Source organism: Pseudomonas sp. BP6, assembly GCF_017875935.1.
Classification (GTDB): domain Bacteria; phylum Pseudomonadota; class Gammaproteobacteria; order Pseudomonadales; family Pseudomonadaceae; genus Aquipseudomonas; species Aquipseudomonas putida_Y.
The window spans coordinates 5,913,058-5,928,556 of sequence record NZ_JAGINI010000001.1 but is presented as its reverse complement, the minus strand read 5'-3'; the positions used below and the strand labels follow the sequence as shown (position 1 = coordinate 5,928,556).

12 protein-coding genes are annotated in these 15,499 nt (G+C 63.3%); 4 read left to right on the top strand and 8 right to left on the bottom strand.

Going from position 1 to position 15,499, the window contains the following annotated elements; all coding sequences use genetic code 11:
• Together J3A98_RS26785 and motA are read right to left on the bottom strand one after the other, a co-directional pair.
• On the bottom strand, positions 1-604 hold a 604-nt coding region (locus J3A98_RS26785; RefSeq protein ID WP_209969709.1), incomplete at its 3' end, for a flagellar motor protein MotB.
• A gap of 3 nt (positions 605-607) precedes the next feature.
• Complete coding sequence (motA, locus tag J3A98_RS26780) at positions 608-1,459, bottom strand: flagellar motor stator protein MotA (protein WP_176683137.1); 852 nt, start codon at positions 1,457-1,459, stop codon at positions 608-610.
• A gap of 130 nt (positions 1,460-1,589) precedes the next feature.
• On the opposite strand from motA, the gene J3A98_RS26775 reads away from it, so the two are divergent.
• Genes J3A98_RS26775 through asd form a run of 3 tightly spaced genes read left to right on the top strand, consistent with a single transcriptional unit; the run spans position 1,590 to position 4,852 of the window.
• The gene (locus J3A98_RS26775; RefSeq protein WP_176683136.1) at positions 1,590-3,125 is read left to right on the top strand and encodes an HDOD domain-containing protein; all 1,536 of its coding nucleotides are present in this window, start codon (positions 1,590-1,592) and stop codon (positions 3,123-3,125) included.
• A gap of 44 nt (positions 3,126-3,169) precedes the next feature.
• Positions 3,170-3,979 (top strand): rhodanese-like domain-containing protein, encoded by an 810-nt coding sequence (locus J3A98_RS26770; RefSeq protein WP_176683135.1) that lies wholly within the window; start codon positions 3,170-3,172, stop codon positions 3,977-3,979.
• Between the two features lie 9 nt (positions 3,980-3,988).
• Complete coding sequence (gene asd / locus J3A98_RS26765) at positions 3,989-4,852, top strand: archaetidylserine decarboxylase (protein ID WP_025340835.1); 864 nt, start codon at positions 3,989-3,991, stop codon at positions 4,850-4,852.
• A 76-nt stretch (positions 4,853-4,928) separates the two neighbouring features.
• Here the strand turns inward: asd and serB are convergent, their stop codons facing one another.
• On the bottom strand, positions 4,929-6,143 hold the full coding sequence (gene serB / locus J3A98_RS26760; protein WP_209969706.1) for a phosphoserine phosphatase SerB: 1,215 nt from the start codon (positions 6,141-6,143) through the stop codon (positions 4,929-4,931).
• A gap of 134 nt (positions 6,144-6,277) precedes the next feature.
• On the opposite strand from serB, the gene J3A98_RS26755 reads away from it, so the two are divergent.
• Positions 6,278-7,735 carry an AhpA/YtjB family protein gene (locus J3A98_RS26755; RefSeq protein WP_176683132.1) on the top strand — a complete coding sequence of 486 codons (1,458 nt, stop codon included), beginning with the start codon at positions 6,278-6,280 and terminating at the stop codon, positions 7,733-7,735.
• Positions 7,736-8,907: 1,172 nt separating this feature from the next.
• Here the strand turns inward: J3A98_RS26755 and J3A98_RS26750 are convergent.
• From J3A98_RS26750 to parE, 5 genes are all read right to left on the bottom strand, one after another.
• A complete protein-coding gene (locus J3A98_RS26750) occupies positions 8,908-9,618 on the bottom strand; it encodes an ABC-type transport auxiliary lipoprotein family protein (protein WP_176683131.1) in 711 nt (236 codons plus the stop codon).
• Positions 9,619-9,790: 172 nt separating this feature from the next.
• Positions 9,791-12,049 (bottom strand): DNA topoisomerase IV subunit A, encoded by a 2,259-nt coding sequence (parC, locus tag J3A98_RS26745; protein ID WP_014859646.1) that lies wholly within the window; start codon positions 12,047-12,049, stop codon positions 9,791-9,793.
• Between the two features lie 13 nt (positions 12,050-12,062).
• Entirely contained in the window at positions 12,063-12,581 is a 519-nt protein-coding gene (locus J3A98_RS26740) for a TIGR02281 family clan AA aspartic protease (RefSeq protein ID WP_176683129.1), read from the bottom strand.
• Positions 12,578-13,564 (bottom strand): esterase-like activity of phytase family protein, encoded by a 987-nt coding sequence (locus J3A98_RS26735; protein ID WP_209969703.1) that lies wholly within the window; start codon positions 13,562-13,564, stop codon positions 12,578-12,580. Before J3A98_RS26735 ends, J3A98_RS26740 begins: the two co-directional genes overlap by 4 nt.
• The gene (parE, locus tag J3A98_RS26730; RefSeq protein WP_176683127.1) at positions 13,561-15,465 is read right to left on the bottom strand and encodes a DNA topoisomerase IV subunit B; all 1,905 of its coding nucleotides are present in this window, start codon (positions 15,463-15,465) and stop codon (positions 13,561-13,563) included. The genes J3A98_RS26735 and parE overlap by 4 nt, the downstream gene beginning before the upstream one ends.
• Positions 15,466-15,499 lie beyond the last annotated feature (34 nt).

Sequence of the window (15,499 nt, the reverse complement as noted above, 5' to 3'; positions counted from 1 at the left end):
GGCCGCTGATGCTGATCTTGTTCGGCACCGCCTTGATGGTGTCGGCCATGGCCAGCAGGATATCTTCGAAGTAGGGCTGCAGGCGCGCGCTACCGATGTCGAACATCGGCCGGTTCTCGGCATCCATGATCTGGATACGCAGGCCATCCTGGGTAATCTCAAACAGGATCTGGTCCTTGAACTTCTGCAGCTGCGGGTTCTCTTCCACCTTGTTCTGCAGTTCCTGCAGCAATAGCTCCAGACGCTCGCGCTCGACCTGCTCGGCCATGGTCTCGACCTGGTCCTTGCTCAGCTGAGTGGGGGACTGCTGCGTCGGCTCGGTCTTCACTTCCGGATTGATGGTTTTGTCCGGCGCCATTTCCGGTGAACCACCCAGGTCGATGACATAAGGCGTGCCACTCTCGGAGAAACCGATTGGGTCCTGGAAGTAGCCGGCAATGGCGATCTTCTGCTCAGGCGTGGCCGTGGACAACAGCCACAGCACCAGGAAGAACGCCATCATCGCCGTGGCGAAGTCGGCAAAGGCGATTTTCCAGGCGCCACCATGGTGGCCGCCGCCAAAGCGCTTGACGCGCTTGACGATGATGGGCTGATTGTTCTCCATGACTCAGCGACCGCGAACCGCTTGTTCCAGTTCGGCGAAGCTTGGGCGGTGCTTGGGGTACAGCACCTTGCGCCCGAACTCGACCGCCAGCGAAGGTGGCATGCCCGACGCCGAGGCCACCAGCGAAGCCTTGATCGATTCGTAGAGGTTCAGTTCTTCCTTGGCATCGTGCTCCAGGCACTTGGCCAAAGGACCGAAGAAACCGTAAGCCGCCAGAATACCGAAGAAGGTACCCACCAGCGCCGCACCTACGTGCATGCCGATGGCCGCCTGGTCGCCATCGCCCAGCGAGGCCATGGTCACCACGATACCCAGTACCGCCGCAACGATACCGAAGCCGGGCATACCGTCGGCGATGCCGGTCACCGCGTGGGACGGGTGCTCCAGCTCTTCTTTCATGCTCAGCAGTTCCATGTCGAACAGGCCCTCGAGCTCGTGTGGGGCCATGTTGCCGGTGGACATGATGCGCAGGTAGTCGCAGACGAACGCAGTCATGCGCTCATCGGCCAGTACCGTCGGGTACTTGGCGAAGATCGGGCTGGCAGCGGCGTCCTCGATGTCGGCCTCGATGGCCATCATGCCTTCGCGACGGCTCTTGTTGAGGATTTCGTATACAAGGCCCAGCACCTCCAGGTAGAAGGCATGGCTGAAGCGCGAGCCGAACATCTTTATCGACTTCTTGATGACATGCATGGTCATGTGGCCAGGGTTGGCCTGCAGGAATGCACCGAAGGCCGCACCGCCGATGATCAGTACTTCGAACGGCTGGATCAGCGCTGCGATCTTGCCGTGGGAGAGTACGTAGCCGCCGAGCACGCTCGCGAATACGACGATGATGCCGATAATTTTAGCCATAGGTTCAAAGCACTTGCTGTCGTGGTCAGGGGAAGAGACGGGAGCTTTAAAACTCTTCTTCTACTTATCGGCAGAACTGCGCCAGACTATAGCCACTCAATGCGAAAAGCCAGTTCGGACTGATGTCAAAATGCCAATTGAAACCAAGGTGCCCACTCAGGCCCCGCGTACGCTAGAGGCCTGGGTAAAGCTGCTCGAGAGTGTTCGCATCCCCGTGCCGAAGCACAGCTACGATCGGGTCATGGCCGCCATCCACGATAACCGCCGCTCGCTGCGCGATATCGCCGAACTGATGCAGGATAGCCCGGCACTGGTGCTGTCAGTGATGCGCGAAGCCAATCACCCCACCAATGCCAGCCTCGCCGAGCCCGCCGAAAGCCTGGAAGTCGCACTCAACCGCCTGGGCCTGGAGCGCAGCGAGCAGCTTCTCAAACGCCTGCCGGCACTGCCCGTGGAGGAGATTCCGCCGGTACTGTGCCAGTTCCAGATGATCAGCCAGCATGCGGCACAGCAGGCCAGCGGCCTGTTCGCCAGCCGCCTGGCACGGCTGTGGCAAGAGATTCACTGGGGCAGCCTGCTGTTCCTGTCGCCACTCTGGCCACTGGCACTGGCTTACCCCAAGCTGCTCGACACCTGGGAACTGCGGGTTATTCACAAAGGTGAAGACGCCGCCCACGTCGAGGAAGAACTGTTCGGCGTGCGCATCATGGCGCTGTGCCAGACCATGGCCGAGTATTGGCGCCTGCCCCAGTGGGTCACCCAGGGCTATCGCCTGCTGCTGGAAGAGCGCGAGCAACTGGCCCAGGTGCTGAGCATCGCCCGCGACGAAGACCTGCTCAGCCAACAGCACCGCCTGGATGCCGAGCCCGGCTTGCGACGTTGGTTCAACCAGCCGGCCAATACCGTACTGCTGGCCAACAACCTGGCCCTGGCGGCACAGGTCGGCTGGGACAACCCGCACCTGCTGCGCTGGCAACTGCTGACCGCGCTGTACCTGCAAACCACGCTGGAAGACGTGCAGCAGCAAGTGCACCAGCAGGCGGCTGCCAGCGCCCGCCGCCACGCCCGGCATGCCCTGTTCCACCCGGCCGAGGCTTTGATCTGGCCGTGGCACCAACGCCGCCCTCACCCGGACATGCTGGCCCCGCCTCCACCCAGCAGCGACGACCTGGCGCGCTGGCGCACGCTGTGCCAGCACCTGCTGGCCCAACCCAGCCCGTTCACCAACGCCGTGCACCTGGCCACCCAGGCCCAGGAAGCCCTGCTGGCCTGCGGCATGCAACGCATCATGCTGCTTAGCCTGGACAAGGCCAGCGACTACCTGCGCGTGCAGCAAATTGCCGGTCTGCCCAAGGAGGCTGGGGCCCTGGCCCTGCAGGTATCACAGAACAAGCTGCTGCAAAAGCTGCTGAGTCAGGCCGGGCAGCTGCGCATCACACCGGAAAACCACAGCCAGTTCTCGGCGCTGATGCCTGCCCCGCTGCGCGCTTTGTTTCGCAGCGAGCATGTTCTACTTCGCTCGCTGGCTGCGAACGACCAGGTGCTGATGCTGCTGGTCGCCGACCAGGGCTGCCGGCCGATGGCCGATATCAGCGTGCAAGCCTTCGGCAAGACCGCGCAATGCATCGAGCGGGCCTTGTCGGTGTTTACCAACCGCAAGGGTTGAGCCTTGCGCTACAATCGCCCCTCTTTCCACACTGGAGACCGTGGATGACCGACTTTTCCGGCCTGCCCCTGGTGATCGAAGCTGCAGACCTGCTGCCACGCCTGGATTCGCCGCAACTGATCCTGGTCGACCTGAGCAGCGCCAACCGCTATGTCAGCGGGCATATCCCCGGCGCGCGCTTTGTCGAAGGCAAGCGCACCCAGCTCGGCCAGCCCCCGGCGCCCGGCCTGCTACCGGCCCTGGGCGAGCTCGAGAAACTGTTCAGCGAACTAGGCCACCGCGCCGACGCCGTGTATGTGGTGTACGACGATGAAGGCGGTGGCTGGGCCGGGCGCTTCATCTGGCTGCTCGATGTCATCGGCCACAAGCGCTACCACTACCTCAATGGCGGTATCCAGGCCTGGCCGGCAGACAAGCTGTCCACCCAAGTGCCGGCCAGTGGCAACGCCCCGGTCCGTCTGCACATCGACAGCGCACCCACTGCCACCCGCGAGTACCTGCAAAGCCGCCTGGGCGCCGATGACCTGGTCATCTGGGACGCGCGCGGCCCGCAGGAATTCAGCGGCGAAAAAGTGCTGGCAGCCAAAGGCGGCCATATTCCCGGCGCGATCAACTTCGAGTGGACCGCCGGCATGGACTTCAACGACCACCTGCGCATCCGCCACGACATCGCTGAAGTCCTGGAGAAGCTGGGCATCACCCCTGACAAGGAAGTGATCACCCACTGCCAGACCCACCGCCGCTCCGGTTTCACTTACCTGGTGGCCAAGTCCCTCGGCTACCCACGCGTCAAGGCCTACGCCGGCTCGTGGGGCGAATGGGGCAACCACCCGGACACGCCTGTAGAAGTCTAAGGAACCTGCATGAAATCCCGTCTGTTCATCATCAGCCAGTACCTGCTGCCGCACCACCTGCTGTCGCGGCTGGCCGGCTGCATCGCCGAGTGCCGTGTGCGCTGGTTCAAGAACGCCTTCACCGCATGGTTCGCCAAGCGCTACCAGGTCAACATGAGCGAGGCTCTGGTCGAAGACCTGAGCGCTTACGAGCACTTCAATGCGTTCTTCACCCGCGCCCTGAAGCCAGGCGCCCGCCCTTTGGACGAAACCCCGGGCGCCATCCTGTGCCCGGCCGACGGTGCGGTCAGCCAGCTCGGCCCGATCGAGCACGGCCGTATCTTCCAGGCCAAAGGCCACGGTTTCAGCGCGCAAGAGCTGCTGGGCGGTGACCCGGCCATGGCCGCGCCGTTCATGGGCGGCGAGTTTGCCACCATCTACCTGTCGCCCAAGGACTACCACCGCGTGCACATGCCGCTGGCCGGCACCCTGCGCGAAATGGTCTACGTGCCGGGCCGTCTGTTCTCGGTCAACCAGACCACCGCAGAGAATGTCCCCGAACTGTTCGCCCGCAACGAGCGCGTGGTCTGTCTGTTCGATACAGAGCGCGGGCCAATGGCCGTGGTACTGGTCGGTGCGATGATCGTCGCCTCGATCGAAACGGTATGGGCAGGGCTGGTCACACCGCCCAAGCGTGAACTGAAGACCTTCCGCTACGACGAAGCCAGCCGCGCCCCGATCCACTTGGAGAAAGGTGCCGAACTAGGCCGCTTCAAGCTGGGTTCGACTGCCATCGTGCTCTTCGGGCCAGAGCAGGTGAAATGGGCCGAGAGCCTGGGTGCTGGCTCAGCAGTGCGCATGGGGCAACAGTTGGCGGCACCTGTGCAGGCTTGATTCGATCCATATGGAAAGGCCCTGCAAATGCAGGGCCTTTTCCATTGGGGCCAGCATGCGGCCCCAGATTCACGGATCAGCCGCGGGCGTCGCGGTCACGCAGGCCCAGCAGATACAGCACCCCATCCAGCCCCAAGGTGGAAATCGCTTGCTTGGCCGACTGGCGCACCAGCGGCTTGGCACGGAACGCCACGCCCAACCCGGCCAGCGACAGCATCGGCAGATCATTGGCGCCATCGCCCACAGCGATGGTCTGCTCCAGTTGCAAGCCCTCCTCACTGGCCAGCTTCTTCAACAGTTCGGCCTTGCGCTGGGCATCGACAATCGGCTCAACAGCCACGCCGGTCACCTTGCCATCGACCACTTCAAGTTCGTTGGCGAACACATAGTCGATACCCAGGCGCGCCTGTACCTGACGAGCGAAGTAGGTAAAGCCACCGGATAGAATCGCAGTCTTGTATCCCAGGCGCTTGAGCTCGGCAAACAGGTTCTCGGCACCCTCGGTCAGGCGCAGCGATGCCCCGATCTCGTCCAGCACACCCACATCCAGGCCCTTGAGCAGAGCCATGCGTTCTTTGAAGCTGGCGCGGAAGTCCAGTTCACCGCGCATGGCGCGCTCGGTGATCGCCGCCACCTGCTCCCCCACACCCGCTGCCTTGGCCAATTCGTCGATGACTTCGGCCTCGATCAGCGTGGAGTCCATGTCGAACACCGCCAGGCGGCGGTTGCGGCGGAACAGATCGTCCTTCTGGAAGGCGATGTCGACACTCAGTTCTTCAGCCAGGGCAAAGAAGTCGGCGCGCAGGGCCTGGGCATCGCTCGGCACGCCACGCACGGAGATCTCGACGGCTGCCTTGCCCTTGTCGAATTCGGCATCCAGTGCCACCCGGGCCGACAGGCGCTCCATGCGCTCGATAGTCAGGCCGTACTGGCTGATCACCGCACTCACCCGCTGCAACTGCTCGGGAGTGATCTTGCGGCTGAGCAGGGTAACGATGTGGCGCGCTTCGCCATGCCCATCGGCCCAATGCTGGTAGTCCGCCTCGGAAATCGGCGTGTAACGGGCCTGCAGGTTCAGTTCGTGGGCTTTTGCCTGCACGCTTTGCAGCAGTGCGGTAGCGACTTCGTTGTCCGGGATGTCGACCAGGATGCCAAACGACAAGGTGCCGTGCATGACCGCCAGGCCGATGTCGAGGATACTCACACCGTCCTGCAGCAGGACGCCGGTGATAGCCGCAGTGAGACCGGGACGGTCCTCACCGGTGATGTTGATCAGGACGATTTCGCGCACAACCTGGCTCCGACTTCGATGAAAAATGCGCATTCTACCGATTTTCCATGACCATCGGGCGCCAACGATACTTTGCCGACAAAACCCGGCTCGCTATACTCCCCCCACTTTCATGCCATTAAGAGCCGAGCTCTGTGAACCGGCCCACGCCAGTCAAACCAGACAACTTCTTCCTGATGATCTATCGCGCCCTGAGTCAACGTCGCGTGCCGCTGGCACTGCGCATCGCCTGCACCAACATTTTCCTGGTGGCGCTGGCGCTGGTGATCTACGCCTGCGTGATGGGCCTGCAGTTCAAGCAGGCCATGCATGAGCAGGCCGATGCCCTGGGCCAGAGCCTGACCACCCAGACTGCCACATCGGCAACCGAGCTGCTGGTGTCCAACGACATCCTCAGCCTCAACGTGCTACTGGGCAACCTGGTGAAAAACCCGCTGGTGGCCCATGCGGCAATCTACAGCGTGGATAACCGCATCCTCGCCGAAGCTGGCCAGCGCCCGCGCAACAGCCTGCTGGGCGAGGCCGAAGGCCTGTACCAGACCAAGATCACGTTCCAGGACGTGATGGCCGGGCAACTGCGCATCAGCCTGGACATGAGCCAGTTCCAGCAGCCGATGCTGATCAGCCTGCAGAGCATGGGCATTCTGGCCGCCATCCTGCTGGCCCTGGCCTTGGCCCTCAGCTTGCGTCAAGGCCGCTTCATCACCCTGCCACTGCTGCAGCTGCGGGTATGGCTGCGCGACCCGCAGCCCTATACCCCGGCCACCGACCGCCAGGACGAGATCGGCGACATCGCCCGACAGCTGCATGCACGCCTGGCCCCGCCTCCGCCACCAGAGCCGGAGCCCGAGGAAGAAGACGACGAGCAATTCGACGACCTGCACGCAGCTGCCCCGGCACCCAAGGCAGTACCGCGCACCAAGGTCGCCCTGGAAGACGAAGATGACGACGCAGCCTTCGCCGGCCTGCTGGACGACGACACTGCACCCAAGGCCGCCGCAGAGGTCGAGTCCGACGAGCCGCAGTACAGCGCCGTACTTGCCGTGCAGCTGGGCTCGCAGGAGCAACTGCGCCGCCTGCCACGTACACGCCTGGACGAGCTGACCGAGCGCTACCGCGATTGCCTGGAGCACGCGGCTTCGCTCTATGACGGCGAAACCCACACACTGAACGACGGCAGCACCCTGGTGCTGTTCCACAGCCGCGAATGTGGCGAGGACTACCTGACCAACGCCATTTGCTGTGGCGAACTGTTGCGCGCCCTGGGCCACGCCTTGCAGATCGAGGTAGCCGACAGCGGCATCACCCTGCAACTGCAGCTAGGCCTGGTCTTGGGCAACGACCTGCATGGGCTGGAACTGGTTGACCTGCTGATTGCCGAGAAAGTCCAGGATGCCCTGGCGCTGTCGCAGCACAGCCGCAACCTGTTGCTGGTAGAGCGGCAGATCAACGATGACGCCCTGATTCGCCAGCGTGCGCGTATTCGCCCGATCGCCAGCCCCGAAGGCGCGTGCTGTGTGGAGCGCCTGATGGAGCCCTACCCGTCAATGCTGGAACGGCAACTGGCGCGCATGCATGAGCACCGCGCCTGACAGGCATACGCTGCATCTACAGCGTATGTCTTGAGCCAGGCTGGTTGCCTTGCGATCACGTGCCTGGCGCAAAAGCCAGCCAATAGCGCAAACACCGGTAGGAGCGGGTTTACCCGCGAATACGGTGGCGGCAGCAACGGTGAACGGCGGGTGGAAATTGGCCACCAGGGCCGGCCTCTTCGCGGGTAAACCCGCTCCTACACCACGGCCTGTGTCCAACCCCCGACATGTGTCGCCCCCAATCAGGTGTAGGAGCGGGTTTACCCGCGAATACGGTGGCGGCCGCAACGGTGAACGGCGGGTGGTAATTGGCCAGCAGGGCCGGCCTCTTCGCGGGTAAACCCGCTCCTACACGACGGCCTGTGTCCAACCCCCGACATGTGTCGCCCCCAATCAGGTGTAGGAGCGGGTTTACCCGCGAATACGGTAGCGGCCGCAACGGTGAACGGCGGGTGGTAATTGGCCACCAGGGCCGGCCTCTTCGCGGGTAAACCCGCTCCTACACCACGGCCTGTGTCCAACCCCCGATGTGTGTCCGCCCCCAATCAGGTGTAGGAGCGGGTTTACCCGCGAATACGGTAGCGGCCGCAACGGTGAACGGCGGGTGGAAATTGGCCACCAGGGCCGGCCTCTTCGCGGGTAAACCCGCTCCTACACCACGGCCTGTGTCCAACCCCCGACATGTGTCGCCCCCAATCAGGTGTAGGAGCGGGTTTACCCGCGAATACGGTAGCGGCCGCAACGGTGAACGGCGGGTGGAAATTGGCCACCAGGGCCGGCCTCTTCGCGGGTAAACCCGCTCCTACACGACGGCCTGTGTCCAACCCCCGATGTGTGTCCACCCCGATCAGGTGTAGGAGCGGGTTTACCCGCGAATACGGTAGCGGCCGCAACGGTGAACGGCGGGTGGAAATTGGCCACCAGGGCCGGCCTCTTCGCGGGTAAACCCGCTCCTACACGACGGCCTGTGTCCAACCCCCGATGTGTGTCCACCCCCGATCAGGTGTAGGAGCGGGTTTACCCGCGAATACGGTAGCGGCCGCAACGGTGAACGGCGGGTGGAAATTGGCCACCAGGGCCGGCCTCTTCGCGGGTAAACCCGCTCCTACGAAGACCGGCAGATACAAAAAAGCCCGCAGCGAATGCGGGCTTTGTCGTATCTGGCCGCTTGATCAGAACCGATAAACTTCCATATCGGTGCGAATCGGCGAGGCCATCGGGATTTTGGGTTTCTCCGGCCCTTTCTTCACCTGCTTCGGTGCAGCGGACTTTTTCGGTGCCTCTTCGGCAATCGCCGGCTGGTTGGCCAGCGGCTTCACCGCTGTGCTCAACTGTTCGGCCAACTTCTGCAGCAGTTGCCCCTGGGCCTGCACCTGCGACGACTCACTGCCCTCGTGCTGTTGCTCGAGGTGAATGATGCGGTTGTCACGCACATGGCCACGGCGGTCCAGCAAACGCCACTGGGCATCCAGGATGGCCGGCTGGTTCTTGCCCGAGTCCAGGCGAGTGATCGACAACAGCACTTGCACGTCCGGGGTGAAGCCTTCGGTCGCCGGGGCCAGTACTACGCGCTGGCTGTCCAAGCGCCAGGCCAGTTGACGCACCAGCAGTTGGTCGATATCCGATGAAAGGCTACCAGCCCAACGACCGTCGGTCGCCGCGCTCAGGCTGCCATCAGCTTGACGCTGCAGGAACGTCTCACGCTGAAGATAATCGGCCACCGATACCGGGCCGAGTACAACGGCCATACCCGCACTCTGCGAAGGCTGACCAGGATCACCACTGTCGAGCTGATACAGGGCAACCGGCTGATGCATGGTGCACCCGCCAAGGCCCAGCAGGCCAGTCATCAACAGCGCAAATGGAAGGCGCAGAAATTTCATCATCCCATCCAGGCGGCTGCCACAAGGCACACCGCAGTGATACATGTATATTCAAACGGGCACACGGCTACGCCGGCACCGCAAGGGGCATATCATCCGCGAAATAACCGTACGACTCCAGCATTTCTGCCCGAAACGGCGTTGAAATTGCCGTTCCAGGCATTACAACCGGTTATGTCGGCACCTCCACCTGCAACCCATCGACACGCTGGAACCCGCGTGGCAGCTTGCTGCCGCGCCGACCGCGCTCGCCCTTGTAGTGTTCCAGGTCGTCCGCCTTCAAAGACAGGGTACGCTTGCCGGCCTGCAATACAAGGGTCGCACCTTCGGGAATCACGGCTAGATCGGTCACAAATTCTTCACGGCTGGCCACCCGGTCACCCGGCACGCCAATGATCTTGTTGCCCTTGCCTTTACCCAACTGTGGCAAGTCGCTGACCTTGAACACCAGCAGGCGGCCTTCGGTGGTCACCGCCGCCAACCAGTCCTGCTCGCGATCGGCCACTGGGCGCGGGGTCATGACCTTGGCCCCGTTGGGCAAGCTGAGCAAGCCTTTGCCGGCCTTGTTCTTGGCCTGCAGATCCTCACCCTTGACCACAAAGCCGTAACCGGCATCCGAAGCCACCACGTACAGCGCATCGTCGTCAGGCAACAACACACATTCGAAAGTCGCCCCCGGTGGCGGCGTCAGACGGCCAGTCAGCGGCTCACCCTGGCCACGCGCCGATGGCAGGCTGTGGGCGGCCAGCGAGTAGCTGCGCCCGGTCGAATCGATAAGCACGGCAAACTGGTTGGAACGCCCGGCTGCAGCAGCCTTGAAGCCGTCGCCGGCCTTGTAGGAAAGGCCAGTGGCGTCGATATCGTGGCCCTTGGCGCAGCGCACCCAGCCTTTCTCCGACAGCACCACGGTGACGGGCTCGGTCGGCATCAGCTCGTTTTCCGACAGCGCTTTGGCTTCGGCACGCGCTACGATCGGCGAACGACGATCATCGCCATAGGTTTCGGCATCCTTGATCAGCTCGCTGCGCACCAGCTTGCGCAGTTTGGCCTCGCTCCCCAGCAGGGCCTGCAGCTTGGCTTGCTCCTTCAGCAACTCATCCTGCTCACCGCGGATCTTCATCTCTTCCAGGCGCGCCAACTGCCGCAAGCGGGTCTCGAGGATGTAGTCGGCCTGGATCTCGGTCAGCTCGAAACGCTCGATCAGGGCCTGTTTGGGGTATTCCTCGGTACGGATGATGTGGATCACTTCATCCAGGTTGAGGAACGCGGTGAGTAAACCGTCCAACAGGTGCAGACGCTTCTCGACCTTATCCAGACGGTGTTGCAGGCGGCGACGAACGGTATTGGTGCGGAACTCCAGCCACTCTACCAATATGGTTCGCAGGTTTTTCAACTGCGGACGGCCGTCCAGGCCGATGATGTTCACGTTGACCCGGTAGGTGCTTTCCAGGTCAGTGGTAGCGAACAGGTGCTGCATCAGCTCGTCGACATCCACGCGGTTGGAACGCGGGATGATGACGATACGGCACGGGTTTTCGTGGTCCGACTCGTCGCGCAGGTCGGCGACCATCGGCAGCTTCTTGGCCTGCATCTGCGCGGCAATCTGCTCCAGCACTTTGGCCCCGGAGACCTGGTGCGGCAGCGCCGTGACGACGATGTCGCCATCTTCGACGCGGTACACGGCGCGCATGCGGATCGAGCCGCGGCCGCTTTCGTACATCTTGAGAATTTCTGCCCGCGGCGTAACGATCTCTGCCTCGGTCGGGTAATCCGGCCCTTGGATGTGCTCGCACAACTGCTCGATGGTCGCCTTGGGCTCATCGAGCAGTCGCACACAGGCACTGGCCACCTCTCGCAGGTTGTGCGGCGGCACATCGGTGGCCATGCCCACGGCGATACCGGTGGTACCGTTGAGCAGGATGTTGGGCAGGCGCGCGGGCAGCACGGCCGGCTCCTGCAACGTGCCGTCGAAGTTCGGCACCCAGTCCACGGTGCCCTGGCCGACTTCGCTGAGCAGCACTTCAGCGTAGCGCGACAGCCGCGCCTCGGTATAGCGCATGGCGGCGAACGACTTCGGATCATCCGGCGCACCCCAGTTACCCTGGCCATCGACCAGGGTGTAGCGGTAGCTGAACGGCTGCGCCATCAGCACCATGGCCTCGTAGCAGGCCGAGTCGCCATGGGGATGGAACTTGCCGAGCACATCACCGACGGTACGCGCCGACTTCTTGTGCTTGGCATCGGCATCGAGCCCCAACTCGCTCATGGCATAGACGATGCGTCGCTGCACCGGCTTCAGGCCGTCGCCGATGTGCGGCAGGGCACGGTCCATGATCACGTACATGGAATAGTTGAGGTAGGCCTGTTCGGTGAAGTCAGCCAGCGAGCGGCGTTCGACGCCGTCCAGGCTGAGTTCCAGTGAGTCGCTCATGCGGGCCTCGTCATTATTTCAGGTTCTGGCGCAGCAGCATGGTGCCACCGCGCTGGGTAAATTCAAGTTGTTGCAGGGCACTCATGCCCAGCAGTACGGTGGGGCCGTCCAGGCCCGGCACCACGATGGCGCGTACGTTCTGCAGGCGGATATCGCCCAGTTGCAGGCTGGCCAAGCGCGTGCGGTAGCCTTCGGTGCGGCCGTTGGCGGTGCTCAGTAGCACGGGGCTACCGCGCTCCAGGCTCAGTTCACGAGCCAACGCCTCCGGGATCGCCACGTCGGTGGCGCCGGTGTCGAGCATGAAATGCACCACCTGCCCGTTGATGGCACCATCCACCACGAAGTGGCCCTGGCCATTACTCAGCAGGCGCACTTCGATATAGCCTGCACCATGCTCGGATTGCACCTGGCTGTTGGGGTTACGCTGGCTGTCTTCCCACTGGCCGAAAAAGCGCGTGGCAAGAAACAGCGCCGCCGCCCAGGCGACGATCATCAGCACCCTGCCCGCGCGCTTGCCCGGCGCCTGGCTCATGGTTTGGCGCTCCAGCCGCCTTGCGGTGCGTCGAAGCGCCAGACGACCGGGCGGGTTTCGCCATCGGCTCGGGCGCTGTTGTTGTTGTCCAGGCCAATCCAGGCACCCTTGGCATCGATCACCAGTGCTTCGGCCAGGCCAAACGGCTGCGCGTAACGCCGTGACTCGACCAGCGCATCGGCAGCGAACGACCAGCAACGCTCGACCTTGCCACTGTCGGCATCACGCCGGCACACCCGGTAGGCGTTACGTTCTAGGGTAAACAGCTTGCCCTCGAACCAGGCCAGGTCCGCGAAGTCGCGCGACAGGGCCCGGGCATTGGGCATTTGCGCCGGTTGCATCTCGACCCCAGCCTCGCTCAGCAGCACGCAACTGCGCCCGCAAGTCCATACCGACTGCCGGCGCTCAATGGCCACCAGGCCACGGCGCTCACGCTCGGCGGCCAGCCACAGGCGGTCGCCCGCCGGGTTGATCGCCACACCTTCGAACAGGGCATTGAAGTTCAGCAGCATGCCGCTTGCCCGGGCCTGGCGCACCATGGCCGAGTCGATCCTCAACCAGTCCGGCTCGCCTTCCAGCGGCAATTGCAGCACCGCGGCATGCGCCTCGCTGACCAGATAGAGGTTACCCGCCTGATCACAGGTGATACCTTCGAAATCCAGCTCGCCACCGCGAATGTACGATGCCGCCCAGTTGCGCGACTTCAACCCCCATGGCAGGCCGCTTTCCGGGACAGCCGGCGGGGTGAAGGTAAGCGGCTGCGCGCGCCAGGTGGGGTTCTGCTGATCGAAGCGGTAGATACGGTCGTCGTCACGATCGGACACGCCCCACAACCCGCCCCGGCATTCCACCAGACCCGAAAGGTTGCCACCGCGCATACCGTCGATCGGGTGCTCGGCTCTCATCTTCAGCTCTGGCCAGTTGCCCGCCAGGCAAGGCAGGGCAACCAACGCCAGGCAAACGGCAAGGACTTGCCGAATCAAACCATGACCTCGGCCAGGTTGCCCTTGGTTTCCAGCCAGCTCTTGCGGTCACCGGCGCGCTTCTTGGCCAGCAGCTTGTCCATCAGCTCGCAGGTAGCTTCTACATCGTCCAGGGTCAGTTGCACCAGGCGTCGGGTGTTCGGGTCCATGGTGGTTTCGCGCAACTGCGGCGGGTTCATCTCGCCCAGGCCCTTGAAGCGTGTTACCTGCGGCTTGCCACGCTTCTTCTCGGCCACCAGGCGGTCGAGGATGCCGTCACGCTCGGCTTCGTCGAGGGCATAGTAGATTTCCTTGCCCAGGTCGATGCGGTACAGGGGCGGCATGGCCACATAAACATGCCCAGCCTCGACCAGTGCCCGGAAGTGTTGAACGAACAGCGCACACAGCAGTGTGGCGATGTGCAGGCCGTCGGAGTCAGCGTCGGCGAGGATGCAGATCTTGCCATAGCGCAGTTGCGCAAGGTCGGTGGCACCCGGATCGACACCAATGGCCACGGCAATGTTGTGCACTTCCTGGCTGGCCAGGACTTCGCCACCGTCCACTTCCCAAGTGTTGAGGATCTTGCCGCGCAGCGGCAGGATGGCCTGGAATTCCTTGTCCCGCGCCTGCTTGGCCGAACCACCGGCCGAGTCACCCTCGACCAGGAACAACTCGGCACGCATCGGGTCCTGGCCCGCACAATCGGCCAGCTTGCCGGGCAATGCCGGGCCCTGTGTGATGCGCTTGCGCTCGACCTTCTTGCTGGCCTTGAGGCGGCGACCGGCGTTGCTGATGGCCAGTTCTGCCAGTTGCATGCCCAGCTCGGGGTGGGCGTTGAGCCACAGACTGAAAGCATCCTTGACCACGCCGGAGACGAACGCCGCGGCCTCACGTGATGACAGGCGCTCTTTGGTCTGCCCGGAGAACTGCGGGTCCTGCATCTTCATCGACAGTACGAAGGTGATGCGCTCCCAAACGTCTTCCGGCGCCAGCTTTACCCCGCGCGGCAGCAAGTTGCGGAACTCGCAGAACTCACGCATGGCATCCAGCAGGCCCTGGCGCAGGCCGTTGACGTGGGTGCCGCCCTGGGCGGTGGGGATCAGGTTGACGTAGCTTTCCTGAATGCTGTCGCCGCCGTCGGGCAGCCACAGCAAAGCCCAGTCAACCGCTTCCTTGTTACCCGCCAGGCTGCCACAGAACGGCTCGTCGGGCAGGCGCTGGAATTCGTTGACCGAGTCGACCAGGTAGGAGCGCAGGCCATCTTCGTAGTGCCATTCGACCTTTTCGCCGCTGGCCTTGTCCTCGAAGCTGACCAGCAGCCCCGGGCACAATACCGCCTTGGCCTTGAGCACGTGCTTGAGGCGGCTGATGGAAAACTTGGGCGAGTCGAAGTACTTCGGGTCGGGGCTGAAGTACACGCTGGTGCCGGTGTTGCGCTTGCCGACAGAGCCGACCACTTCCAGCTCGCTGGCCTTGAAGCCATCGGCAAAGGTCATCTGGTATTCGTTGCCGTCACGTTTGACGCGCACGCGCACCTGGGTCGACAGGGCGTTGACCACCGAGATGCCCACCCCGTGCAGGCCACCGGAAAACTGATAGTTCTTGTTGGAGAACTTGCCGCCGGCGTGCAGCTTGGTGAGGATCAGCTCGACCCCGGACACGCCCTCTTCCGGATGGATGTCCACCGGCATGCCGCGGCCGTCGTCGCTGACTTCCAGCGAATGGTCGGCATGCAGGATGACCTGCACCGAACGCGCGTGGCCGGCCAGTGCTTCGTCGACACTGTTGTCGATGACTTCCTGGGCCAGGTGGTTGGGGCGGCTGGTGTCGGTGTACATGCCCGGCCGCTTGCGGACCGGATCAAGGCCCGAGAGGACTTCGATGGCGTCTGCGTTATAGGCGCTAGCGCTGGGATTGGCCATAGGGTCTCGTCGTCAGTCTGGTGAATGCAAAAAA

What these genes read in the sequence shown, in the direction of transcription:
- J3A98_RS26750 (WP_176683131.1), bottom strand. Translation starts at nt 9,618, where the DNA reads ATGAAATTTCTGCGCCTTCCATTTGCGCTGTTGATGACTGGCCTGCTG.
- asd (WP_025340835.1), top strand. Translation starts at nt 3,989, where the DNA reads ATGAAATCCCGTCTGTTCATCATCAGCCAGTACCTGCTGCCGCACCAC.
- parC (WP_014859646.1), bottom strand. Translation starts at nt 12,049, where the DNA reads ATGAGCGACTCACTGGAACTCAGCCTGGACGGCGTCGAACGCCGCTCG.
- motA (WP_176683137.1), bottom strand. Translation starts at nt 1,459, where the DNA reads ATGGCTAAAATTATCGGCATCATCGTCGTATTCGCGAGCGTGCTCGGC.
- parE (WP_176683127.1), bottom strand. Translation starts at nt 15,465, where the DNA reads ATGGCCAATCCCAGCGCTAGCGCCTATAACGCAGACGCCATCGAAGTC.
- J3A98_RS26770 (WP_176683135.1), top strand. Translation starts at nt 3,170, where the DNA reads ATGACCGACTTTTCCGGCCTGCCCCTGGTGATCGAAGCTGCAGACCTG.
- J3A98_RS26740 (WP_176683129.1), bottom strand. Translation starts at nt 12,581, where the DNA reads ATGAGCCAGGCGCCGGGCAAGCGCGCGGGCAGGGTGCTGATGATCGTC.
- J3A98_RS26775 (WP_176683136.1), top strand. Translation starts at nt 1,590, where the DNA reads ATGCCAATTGAAACCAAGGTGCCCACTCAGGCCCCGCGTACGCTAGAG.